8 protein-coding genes and 1 pseudogene are annotated in these 11,760 nt (G+C 47.9%); 5 read left to right on the top strand and 4 right to left on the bottom strand.

Annotation, left to right across the window (positions count from 1 at the left end; translation table 11 throughout):
* Positions 1 to 9: 9 nt before the first annotated feature.
* Complete coding sequence (locus N530_RS0112175; protein WP_026480908.1) at positions 10 to 1,611, bottom strand: AMP-binding protein; 1,602 nt, start codon at positions 1,609 to 1,611, stop codon at positions 10 to 12.
* Positions 1,612 to 1,708: 97 nt separating this feature from the next.
* Positions 1,709 to 3,784: an EAL domain-containing protein gene (locus tag N530_RS18690; RefSeq protein WP_051540928.1), complete on the bottom strand. Its 2,076-nt coding sequence runs from the start codon at positions 3,782 to 3,784 to the stop codon at positions 1,709 to 1,711.
* A gap of 410 nt (positions 3,785 to 4,194) precedes the next feature.
* On the opposite strand from N530_RS18690, the gene N530_RS0112185 reads away from it, so the two are divergent.
* Positions 4,195 to 4,647, top strand: a complete 453-nt coding sequence (locus tag N530_RS0112185) for an Lrp/AsnC family transcriptional regulator (protein ID WP_018690284.1) — start codon at positions 4,195 to 4,197, stop codon at positions 4,645 to 4,647.
* Positions 4,648 to 4,886: 239 nt separating this feature from the next.
* Complete coding sequence (locus N530_RS0112190) at positions 4,887 to 8,348, top strand: indolepyruvate ferredoxin oxidoreductase family protein (protein ID WP_026480909.1); 3,462 nt, start codon at positions 4,887 to 4,889, stop codon at positions 8,346 to 8,348.
* Positions 8,349 to 8,445: 97 nt separating this feature from the next.
* Here N530_RS0112190 and N530_RS0112195 read toward each other — a convergent pair whose 3' ends face one another.
* Complete coding sequence (locus tag N530_RS0112195) at positions 8,446 to 8,853, bottom strand: DUF6220 domain-containing protein (RefSeq protein ID WP_035267031.1); 408 nt, start codon at positions 8,851 to 8,853, stop codon at positions 8,446 to 8,448.
* Positions 8,854 to 8,857: 4 nt separating this feature from the next.
* Positions 8,858 to 9,439, bottom strand: coding sequence for an NAD(P)H-dependent oxidoreductase (locus N530_RS0112200; RefSeq protein WP_026480911.1), 582 nt, complete (start codon positions 9,437 to 9,439; stop codon positions 8,858 to 8,860).
* A 90-nt stretch (positions 9,440 to 9,529) separates the two neighbouring features.
* On the opposite strand from N530_RS0112200, the gene N530_RS0112205 reads away from it, so the two are divergent.
* From N530_RS0112205 to N530_RS18895, 3 genes and pseudogenes are all read left to right on the top strand, one after another.
* The gene (locus tag N530_RS0112205; RefSeq protein ID WP_026480912.1) at positions 9,530 to 10,435 is read left to right on the top strand and encodes a LysR family transcriptional regulator; all 906 of its coding nucleotides are present in this window, start codon (positions 9,530 to 9,532) and stop codon (positions 10,433 to 10,435) included.
* Between the two features lie 135 nt (positions 10,436 to 10,570).
* Positions 10,571 to 11,404 (top strand): ornithine cyclodeaminase family protein, encoded by an 834-nt coding sequence (locus tag N530_RS18075; RefSeq protein ID WP_162150957.1) that lies wholly within the window; start codon positions 10,571 to 10,573, stop codon positions 11,402 to 11,404.
* A gap of 82 nt (positions 11,405 to 11,486) precedes the next feature.
* Positions 11,487 to 11,760, top strand: a pseudogene (locus N530_RS18895) (IS21 family transposase); the annotation flags it as partial.

An 11,760-nucleotide genomic window follows, 5' to 3' on the forward strand; every position in this document is an offset into this window, starting at 1 on the left:
ACGTTTGTTCTAGCTGCGAAATGCTTTGCGAATAATTTTGCCCGTTTCCGTCATCGGGATCGAATCGACGAAATTTATCTCACGCGGATATTCATGGGCCGATAGACGCGTTTTCACAAAGTCGCGAATTTGCAATTTTAGCTGCTCGCTTGGCCGCTCATTTTCAACAAGTTTGATATGGGCCACAATGATTTGTGTGCGTGTTGCATCTGCTTTTCCCGTAACGGCCGCCAGCTCAATGGCTGGATGGGCGGTCAGGCAATCTTCAATTTCAGTCGGGCCAATACGGTAACCAGCTGAAATAATGATATCATCGTTGCGCCCGACAAAATGGAAATAACCTTCGTCATCGCACAATGCGCGGTCGCCGGTTAGTAACCAGTCACCTTTGAACTTTTTGGCAGTTTCAGTGTCATTGTTGAAATATCGCAGGAACATGACGGGGCTATCGTTTTTAACGGCAATTTCCCCAACCTCGCCCGTTTTGGCAATTTCTCCTTCTTCATCAAGAACGACGACATTATGGCCTGGTACCGCTTTGCCCATCGAGCCAGATTTAATTGTGCCAAGTTCATGGCAGGCACTGATGATCGCATTACATTCTGTCTGGCCGTAAAATTCGTTGATGCTGACGCCGAAGTGTTGTTTTGCCCATTCCAGCGTTTTCCCGCCCAGCGCTTCACCCGCAGAACCGATGGAGCGAATATTTAATTTCGGGGCTTTTCTTAAATTGGATTGCATCAATTTTAATGCTGTTGGCGGCATGAAAATATTGCGAATCTCAGCCTTGCCTATGAGGTCTATCGCCCAGTCTGCTTCAAATTTTGGAGCGCGGGCTGCAACGACGGTTACGCCAAAATAAAGGGCAGGCAACAAAGCGTTTAATAGACCGCCAGCCCAAGCCCAATCAGATGGTGTCCATAGGCGGTCCCCATTTTGAGGCATGAAGCCTTGCGCCATTTGGATACCCGGAAGATGGCCCAGTAGAACACGGTGCGCGTGTAATGTGCCTTTGGGCTGTCCAGTGGTGCCAGATGTAAAAAGCATCATCGCAGGGTCATCAGCCAATGTGTTGGCGAATGGGTAATTGGTGGATGCTTTTGAAATTAAATCATCAAAAATATGCGCGTTACCTGTGCGTCCAACTGAAATCCTTATTTGTAAATCGGGTAGGTTGGAATGAATGATGCTTAAACGTTCCAAGCCTGCGCTATCAGCAATGAAAGCGCGCGCGCCTGACGCTGAAAGGCGATGTTGCATCGCCTCTGGCCCAAATTGCATGGCAAGCGGAACAGCGATTGCGCCGAGCTTATAAATGCCTAAGTGAGCGATGGCAGCCTCAATGCTTTGAGGAAGCATGATGGCGACGCGGTCACCGCGCTTTATGCCAATGCCATCCAATGCAGAAGCAAATCGGCTTGATCGCTCGGCCAATTGTTTGAAGCTAAGCGTTTGCGGTGTTCCAGATGAATAATCAATAATTGCAGGCTTTTCAGGCGTTAAGCTTGCAATAGCGTCCGCGCAGGCAACGCCAATATTGAAACGCGCCGGAATGTTCCAGCGAAACCGCGACACTAAATCTTCGTGACTTTTTGGGCTTTCGGGTAACATTATAATACTCGGGACATGCACATCATGCTGCCACGTTTAAGAGTTTTGTGCAGTGCACGCAAAGAAAAACTGTTCTGCGCTGTTTTGCAGGGGCCGCCTATCTGTTGATCGCGCTGAACGGCTCTGGCCTGCCAAGCAGATATCCTTGAACTTCATCACAATTGCTTTTTATCAAAAGTTCAAGCTGCTCAGGCGTTTCCACGCCTTCCGCTGTCACTTTCATGCCCATATTCGAAGCAAGGGAAAGAATTGACTTTACCAATGATTGGCTTCGCTCATCGCGGATCATTTGGTCAATGAAATAGCGGTCAATTTTGAGCTTGCTGAATGGATAACGCGTTAAATAACCCAATGAGGAATATCCCGCGCCAAAGTCATCCAGTGAGAGGCCGACACCAAGTGCGCGAATTCCTTCAAGGATATTGAGCGTATTTGAATTGTCCTCAATCAGGACGTCTTCTGTTATTTCAATTTCCAATTGTTGCGGCGCAAGATCATATTCTGCAAGCGCCTGCTGAATATCTTCGATCAAATTAGATTCGCGGAACTGAACTGGAGAAACATTGACGGCGACGCGCGTTTTATTCTCCTTTCCGCCAAAATCTCGCGCAGCTTGCTTGAGCGCCCAGCGCCCCATTTCAACAATAAGGCCTGTTTCTTCTGCCAAGGGTATGAAATCTGCTGGTGATACTAGCCCTTTGGTTGGATGTTGCCAACGCATTAGCGCTTCATAGCCAGCAACGCCGCCAGTGCTTAGATTTTGTTGAACCTGATAATAAAGGACAAATTCATTCTTATCCAAAGCAGATATAAGGTCTTGTTCAAGAAGATATTTTGCCTTCGCGTTACATGCAAATTCAGGTTCAAATTCATAAACAGAACCGCGGCTGTCGTCTTTCGCCGCGTATAGCGCAAGATCCGCGCCAACAAACATAGCCGATGCATCATTAAAACCATCGGAGAAGTAACTAATGCCAACAGATGCATTCACGCGCAGTTTTGTTTTATCGATCAGAATTGGCTGTCTTGTCGCATCGCGCATGCGGGTTGCGATCTCTATTGCCTCGTTCTTGCAATCGACTTCGACAATCGCGCCGAATTCATCGCCGCCAATGCGCGCAATCGTATCGCTTTTTCGAATAACTTTACCAAAGCGCCGCGCAACCCGTTTTAGAAGATTATCTCCGAAACTATGACCATAGGTGTCGTTGACCGGTTTGAAATGATCCAAATCAAGAAGGATGAGCGCCAATTCTTTTTGGCTATTATTTGAGTTCTTTTGCCAGTGCTTGAACTGTTTTGCGAGGTAATCGTCAAAGGCACGTCTGTTCTTTACGCCGGTGAGACTATCGGTCTCTGCCAGAACTCTCACTTCAGCTTCTTTTTGCTGGAGCTTTGTTTCACGCGCTCTGGCGTCCGTCACATCTGTGTAAGTGACAAACATCATGTCATGCGCATTGCGGCATTCAACGCGTATTGTCTTATCGTTAGCACGGGTTTCAGTTGAGAAACCTGTTTGTGAATCAAACGCATCGAGAATTTTCTGTACGTGCTCATCAACACTATCATAGTCGCCGCGTTCTGCGCGATATTTGACAAACTCTATCCATGGAGTGCCCGTTTCGACGATTTCAGCAGGCAAATTCATCACACTCAACATATGCTTGTTGGCGATGACGATGTTCTCGCGGTCGTGAACGAGGAGGCCTTGTGCAATCGTTTCAACGGTTGTCTCTAAAACGGCTTTTTCGCGTGTTTCTTCGGTAATGTCGGTATAAGTACTAATGCCAATACCATCTTGGAACCGACTATTGATGCGAAAAAAACGGCCATTGGGTGTCTTACGGAGCAGTACAAAATCTTCACCTGCCATGAGGCGCATGCGTATTCCGGCTAAGGTGAGCTCAGAATTTGGATAATAGTCTCCGCGTTTGACACCGAATTTGATGAATTCTTCCAATGAAGAACCGGGGCTGAGGAAATCCTCTGAGACGGATAGAATTTCACAAACTGTCTTGTTGGCAAAAAGAATGTTTTCACGGTCAAAGACAATGACACCCTGTTCCATGCGATCAACGATGGTGTGGCACAGATCTGTTTTAAAATTATCCAAGCGCTTATGGCCGGTAAGCGGCAATTTATCCTTTGATTGTAAACGCATAGACGTTTTCATGCACAGCCCCTCACTCTAGCGTGTGATAGGTATAACCTTAAGGCTACCATCAGGGATAAGGCCTATGCATCAGCTGATGTCATGGCCAACCTATTTCTCGCTATACTTTTTATAGGTTCGTTTGCCCGAGTGAAAATAATGTTAAACTAATGTATTATTTTCTGCTTTGGTTTCTATTCGATTAATTTACAACTAAACCTATGCGTGTGCCGAATTGTAACGGCATCCGAGAAGCTTGTGTTTTGCTGTTATCTGGCCCTCAATAAGATATGTTATCGTAACACTTTGGCACTGTTTAGACAGCGCACGGCAACTATGTTTCAATATTTAGCAATTAAATAGGACGGCTTTCATATATATGCTTCTGGAAGCGTATAACGCTGAATATATGTCATAGGGGAGGACAGCGTATGGATGAGGCCGATAAGCGTATTCTTAGAGTGTTGCAGAAGCAGCCTGAACTTACGATGCGGGAGCTGGGTGAAGCAACAGGGTTGAGCCATACGCCTTGCTGGCGCAGGCTCAAGCGGCTGCAAGAAGAAGGTTATATTACGGACAAGCGATATCTGCTCGATGCGCAAAAAATGGGCTTCGATATTGTGGCGTTTTGCTTCGTGCGAATGGCCTCACATAAACGCCATACGCTTGAGGAGTTTGAGCGGGCATCGAAAGATATTCCCGAAGTGGTTGAATGTTATACCACAGCAGGAGAATATGATTTTATATTGAAAGTGCTGGCCCGCAGCATTCGCGATTACGAAGAGGCTGTTAAGCACAAGCTACTCCAGCTGCCGCATGTCTCGCTTATCAATACAAGTTTGACGCTCAAAGAAGTGAAAAACACGCCTGATGTTCCTGTTTGATTTTATATTGCGCTTTGATGGGTACGTCATAGCTTTCGACCAGATTGCGTAACAAATATTCCTTTTTTGTTAGTTTTAAGATACGGTGTTTCTCTACTGCCCTATAAAATCACTATAATAGGGATGATGTTTCTGCCTAGTCGCCTTACTGTTTGATATCAGAGTTGGAATTGAGCGCGGTCATTCGAACCGGTCCGAGCTCTTCCAATGACGGTCACTCAACATCGGGAGGATGAAGATTGAGCGCGAAAATCACATTGAATGATAAATATACCGCAACGTCGGGGCGGGTGTTCCTGTCTGGAACGCAAGCATTGGTGCGCTTGCCCATGGTGCAAATGCGCCGTGACCGAGAAGCGGGGCTCAATACTGCAACTTTTATCTCTGGCTATCGTGGCTCACCGCTCGGCGGTTATGACCAGCAATTGGTGCGCGCCAAGAAATATTTGGACCCGCTTGATATCACTTTTCAGCCGGGCTTGAACGAAGACTTGGCCGCTGCATCAATCTGGGGATCGCAACAAGTTCATCTGTCACAGCAAGCTAACCGCGAAGGCGTGGTTGGCCTATGGTATGGCAAAGGTCCGGGCGTTGATCGTTCAGGCGATGCATTCAAACATGGTAATGCAGCTGGCAGTTCAAAACATGGTGGTGTTCTAGCCTTTGCTGGCGATGACCATACGTGTAAATCCTCATCAATCCCGCACCAGTCCGATCATGCATTTATATCTGCCGTGATGCCGATGCTTTATCCGTCCTCAATTCATGAATTTATTGAAATGGGGCTGTTTGGCATTGCCATGTCTCGTTATTCGGGATGCTGGGTCGGCTATAAAGTGATCTCCGAGACCATTGAGACAACATCGGTCATTGATTTGGCGCAGGAGCAAACGCAGTTCGTTCTGCCAGAAGATTTCGAGATGCCAGAGGGCGGTCTTAATTTGCGTTGGCCTGATCCGCCGCTTGTGCAGGATCAACGCCTTCAGGAGCTGAAAGCCTATGCCGCGATTGCGTTTGCCCGCGCGAATGGCGTGAACAAAGTTACGATGGATACGCCTGAAGCCCGTTTTGGTATTGTCGCCTCTGGCAAAGCCTATGAGGATGTGGTTCAGGCGCTGATAGAATTGGGCATTGGACCTGAAGAACGCAAAGCGATTGGTCTAAGGCTTTACAAAGTACGGATGCCTTGGCCGCTTGAACCGGTTGGTATTCGCGAATTTTCTCAAGGGCTTGAGGAGGTTCTGATCGTTGAAGAACGCCGCGAGCTGATTGAAAACCAGATTAAAGAACAGTTGTTTAATTGGCGCGCCGATGTGCGGCCTCGTATTGTTGGTAAGTTCGATGAAAAGGATAAACCGTTCCTGTCTTTGTCTGCGGGGTTGACGGTTGGCTCAGTTGCGCGCGCAATCGCTGATAGAATTTTGAAAATGGGTTTGCCCGAAGGTTTGGCGGCAAGCATTGAAACTAAATTACACGTTCTGGAGCATCGCCAATTTGAAGGTTTGAAACATGTGGCTCCGGTGACGCGTTTGCCGCATTATTGTGCCGGATGCCCACACAATACATCCACCCGTGTGCCTGAAGGCTCAAAAGCGATGGCGGGCATTGGCTGTCATTTCATGGTGCAATGGATGGACCGAAATACGGAAACCTTTTCTCATATGGGCGCGGAAGGTGTGCCGTGGACGGCGATTGGTCGTTATACGGATGAGAAGCACCGTTTCGTCAATTTGGGCGACGGCACATATTTCCATTCGGGCATATTGGCCGTTCGAGCATCGGTCGCTGCCAAGGCAAATATTACCTATAAATTGCTTTATAATGATGCGGTTGCGATGACGGGCGGTCAGCCGCTTGACGGCGAACTCTCGCCGCAGCAATTGGCGCATCAACTGCACAATGAACGTGTGGAAACGATCTATTTGTTGTCTGACAAGCCGGAGCTTTATGAATCGAAAGATTTGCCTGCTGGCGTGATTGTCAAACACCGCGATTATATTGATCAGGTTATGGTGAAACTGCGCGAGATTTCTGGTGTGACCGCTATTGTTTATGTTCAAACATGTGCAGCGGAACTACGCAGACGCCGTAAGCACAATGCTGCGCCTGATCCAGATGAGCGGTTATTTATCAACCCTAGCGTTTGTGAAGGGTGCGGCGATTGTTCAAAGCAATCAAATTGTATTGCTATCGAACCAAAGGAAACAGAATTCGGCCGCAAGCGTCAGATCAACCAATCTGCCTGTAATAAGGATTATTCCTGCCTTAAAGGGTTCTGCCCTTCATTTGTAACGGTTCGTGGTAGCAAGAAGAAAAAGAACGCGCCGGCACAAATGCCTGATTTTTCTATTCTGCCTGAACCAAAACTGCCGTCTATGGAAAAACCTTGGAACATTGCTGTTACGGGGGTTGGCGGTACGGGCGTTTTAACGATCGGCGCGCTGATTGGTATGGCTGCACATATTGAAGGCAAGAACCCTTTGATTATGGATATGGCAGGGCTTGCTCAAAAAGGCGGTGCTGTTCTTAGTCATATCCGCATTTCGCCAAAGGATTATCCGGTGCGTGCACCGCGCATTGCCAATGGTTGTGCCGATGTGATCATCGCAGCCGATGCTGTTGTTGCGGCCTCTAAAGAGGGCACGATCATTTGTGACCCTAAGCGCACCCACGGTATTCTTAATACCAAGGTTATTCCTGTTTCAGATTTTGTGCGGATGCGGGACTTTGATTTTAAGGCTGCTGAAATTCAGCGCACTGTTAGTGATACGGTGCGATCTAAAGATGACTTCCGTGATTTTTCTGACATCGCGGTTGCCGTCGCAGGCGATGAAATCGCGACCAATATTATGATGCTCGGTTATGCTTTTCAAAAAGGCCTTGTGCCGGTTGGCATTGACGCTTTGGAAGAGGCGATACGCCTGAACGGTATTGCAATTGATGCAAATATTGTCGCTTTGAATTGGGGCCGACTGCTGGCTCATGATCCTGATTTTGTCATGTCAAAATTGCGCGACAAGTCACCTCAGATTGCTCAAGATGAGATGACACTTGATACGCTGATTGAACATCGCGTAGCGCATCTGACAGCATATCAAAACAAGGATCTGGCAGAGCGTTATAAGCAGGTTGTTGCTAAGGTGCGCAGCGCGGCGCGTGACATTAAAAACGGTGAAGCTCTCACGCGCACCGTCGCTCAAAACTATTCGAAACTACTTTCCTATAAAGACGAATATGAGGTTGCACGGCTTTTCACTGCGCCGGAATTTAAAGCTGCGCTAGATGAGCAGTTTGATGGTGATTATCGGATTTCGTTTAATCTAGCGCCGCCTGTGCTCAGTGGTACTGCGCCAAACGGGCGACCAAAGAAACGTGAATTTGGTCCGCTGACATTAAAGCTGTTCAGTCTTTTGACAAAAATGAAAGGCTTGCGCGGAACGCCCTTCGACCCATTTGGCCGAAGTGAAGAGCGCAAAGCGGAACGTGCTTTAATTACGCAATATGAGCAGGATATTGATCTGGTTTTGAATAAGCTTGATTCTGCGCCTGCACACATAGCGCTGGCTCTTTTATCATTGGTTGATCAGGTGCGGGGCTTTGGTCCAGTCAAAGATGAAGCGCGTGCAGCTCATGATAAGAGACGGGAAGATCTCTTGAACCAAATCAATAAGCCTGAGATCAGCAAGATAGCGGCTGAATGATATAGCCCCGCATTTCGCGTTCTGTGATTGCCTGTTGTTTTAGAGTGCATCAACATCGATTAATTCGGTGTTGATGCCTTTGTTTGTGGTCTGATGTTTAAGAATGCGGGAAGCTATATGCACGACGCCGTTCGACCTTGAACAGCATGATAAGCGAAGCTGTCAGTAGAAGGGCGGCATTAAAAGGATGGTAGGCGAGGGTTGCCGTGCCGCCAGCCGCCAACATAATTTGTATTAAATAGAGCACTAAAACTGCGCTTGCCCACCAGATAAACCCACGAAGGTGAGGCACGATTGCGGCATATGAAAACTGCAATAGAATTGGAATGCTTAAAAGTGCGCCAAACATTATGTGTGCATCCCAAGTGGCTTGAGCGAATAATGCGTGGCCAGCAAGTAGGAACTGCACGCCAAGCCCTAGCGGTATAGCCAAGCCCGAAGCGATAAAAAGTTTTGGTGTGCCGCGCTTAGAAGCGATGAGCGTATCATGTAGATTTTCAATCATAACGTTACGCTGCCTCGTTGGTTGAAGAGCCGGACGTCGCTGAAATGAAATGTTCGATAGCGTTCACATAACCCAGCGCCGCATCCTCTAATTCAGAGGGTTCTAATTTATCTGCAGTGAATACCAGATAGGGAGAGTGCCATGCCAAACCGCAACGATGCGCTGTTGCTTTCAGCGGTGTGAGCAATTCATCTATCGTATAGCGGTTGGCACCATCACGTCCGTAAGCGCTTGAAGTATTGCCTGCTGTTGCTGCCACCATGAGCGGCGTGCCTTTAAGGTGATCGCCTTCAGCTTCTGCAAAGATATAATACATTCTAGTTAAAACAGCATCCTGCCATGCTTTGAGCAGTGCTGGTGTGGCGTACCACTGGATGGGAAATTGCAAAATGATCCGGTCAGCAGACAGCAGCATTTCTGCATCCGCGCCAGCATCTGTAAATATATCGATGACACCGCCGGGATAACGGGCCTGCATATCGACGACCTGAACGTCTTTAACCGTTTGCGCTGCCTTCGCGAGGGCTGCATTGGCTTTTGATTGTGATAAATCTCGATGGAAAAGTAAGATTAAAGTTGCGGGCATTTCTAAACTCCAGTTGGTGTGTAGAACCCGATTTAAATGTTCTCAATAAATTATTCCAAATGATATTAGATATAGTCTATTATAGATTTCATGAATTTAAGAAGTGTAGATTTAAACCTTTTAATCGTGCTTGATGCGCTGCTTGATGAGGCACATGTGAGCCGTGCTGCGCTTCGCCTCAACATGACGCAGCCCGCCGTTTCTAATGCTCTGCAACGCTGCCGCGATTTGTTTCGTGACCCGTTGCTCGAACGTGGTCGGGGTATCATGTACCGTACGGCGAAAGCTGAAGCGCTCAGAGCGCCGCTCAAATCGCTTCTTTTGAATGTTGTTGATTTGGTCGATCCGCCTGCGGTTGATCTCAAAGACATAAAACAGATTGTCCGCATTACCACCTCAGACGATCCGGTTGCGATTATTGCTGGCCCACTTATCGCAGCGCTTAGCGTCACAGCGCCAGGAATCACGGTTGTTTTTCAACCTTGGCATGGCTCTGAAGCAACGCTTCAGCAGCTCAGAGATGAAGACGCGGATCTGGCAATTTCTGTGTTTGAAAACGATATAGAGCATATCGATACACATATATTGATCGAAGAAGATTATGTTGTTGCTATGCGTGCAGACCATCCTGCCGCAGAAGACTTTGGTTTGGATGTCTGGCTTGATTGGCCCCATATTCTTGTATCAGGGCAGGGCGCGCTTCGCTCCCCGCTTGATAAAAAACTCGAAACAATGGGCCGCTCACGCAAGGTGGGTGTTGTTGTTCCATCGTTTCAAATGATCCCGCGCATCCTTACTTCGTCAAATTTTATGGCGATGGTGCCTCGGCGCAGCCTTGCTCTTCATGGCCGTGAAGACGTTGCAATATTTGAGCCTCCTGTCGCTGTTAGTGGTTTTCCGCTGCATCTGGCATGGCACAAACGGCGAGAGAAAGATTTAGGCCTGCAGCATGTTGCCGAGACCATCAAAACTATCTTTGACACGTTAGGGGCTTAGTGCTTTTGGGGCGGGTTATTTGCTTAAAGTGTCGCGCCGGATGTGCGGGCGATATCGCGAATGGTTGTGCCCGATTCATTTTTATGCATGGTCACGAACAGCTTCACATTTAAGATATCGGATGTATTCACGATCATGGACATACAATTCATTAAATCGACTGACGCAGATCACCTCATGAATTGGCAGATGATCTGTGATGCAATCATAGCAGGCCACAAACTGCCCAAGGCGACACTTGGCGATCAGTTTTTAGACTGCGGCAACAAAACCCTTCTTTCACGCGCTGCGGCCATTCAAGGTCTTGGCCAAGGTGTCAAATCAGTAACGGTCAGTCCTGATAATCCGCAGCGCAATTTGCCAACTGTGCAGGGCGCTATGTTGATCTTTGACGATGAGACCGGTACCCCCAAGGCGATGATTGAAAGCGATATCGTCACCAAATGGAAAACGGCTGGTGATAGCGTTCTGGGTGCAAAACTATTGGCAAATCCAGAGCCTGAAAATCTATTGATTGTGGGTGCCGGCACCGTTGGGGATAATCTTATTGACGCTTACCGCGCCATTTTTCCATCGATCAAGAATGTATCGATTTGGAACCGCACATTTAAAAACGCTGAAAAATTAGCTACGAAAAAAGATGCCCATGCCGTTGAAAATTTGGCAGAGGCATGTGGGCAAAATGATATCGTGTCAGCGGCAACCTATTGCCTTGAGCCGCTCATCAAAGGCGAATGGATTAAGCCTGGAACCCATGTCGATCTCATCGGCGCATTTAAAGCGGATATGCGCGAGGCCGATGATGCATTGCTACAAAAGGCGCGGATTTTTGTCGACAGCTTTGAAACGACAGTCGATCATATTGGTGAATTGATAATCCCGCTTGCCTCTGGCGCTATTGAGCGCAGTGCCGTGCTTGGTGATTTTTATGATCTGGTTGTTGAATGTCACTCAGAACTGACCCGGTAGAGGTCAGAATTGTCACTGAGAAATGACCCATGTGCAACCTTGCCCTTGACCAGATTTGTCGGGGGTAATTGGAGTGATAGACATGGGATTTTTGAGCATTATTCGACGGTGGGCCTTGAGGGACAAGATGCCCATTCGCGAGATTTCACGGCGGACCGGGCTATCTCGCAACACCATCAGGAAGTATCTGCGAGCTGACATAATTGAGCCTAGTTTCAAGGTGCCGACGCGACAAAGTAAGTTGGATCCGTTTGCGGAGAAACTGTCGGGTTGGCTGCTGACAGAGCAGCGCAAATCGCGCAAAGAGCGGCGCACTGCCAAGCAGATGCATGCAGATCTGGTGACGCTTGGCTTCG

This window comes from Ahrensia sp. 13_GOM-1096m (genome assembly GCF_000620605.1).
GTDB classification, from domain to species: domain Bacteria; phylum Pseudomonadota; class Alphaproteobacteria; order Rhizobiales; family Rhizobiaceae; genus Ahrensia; species Ahrensia kielensis.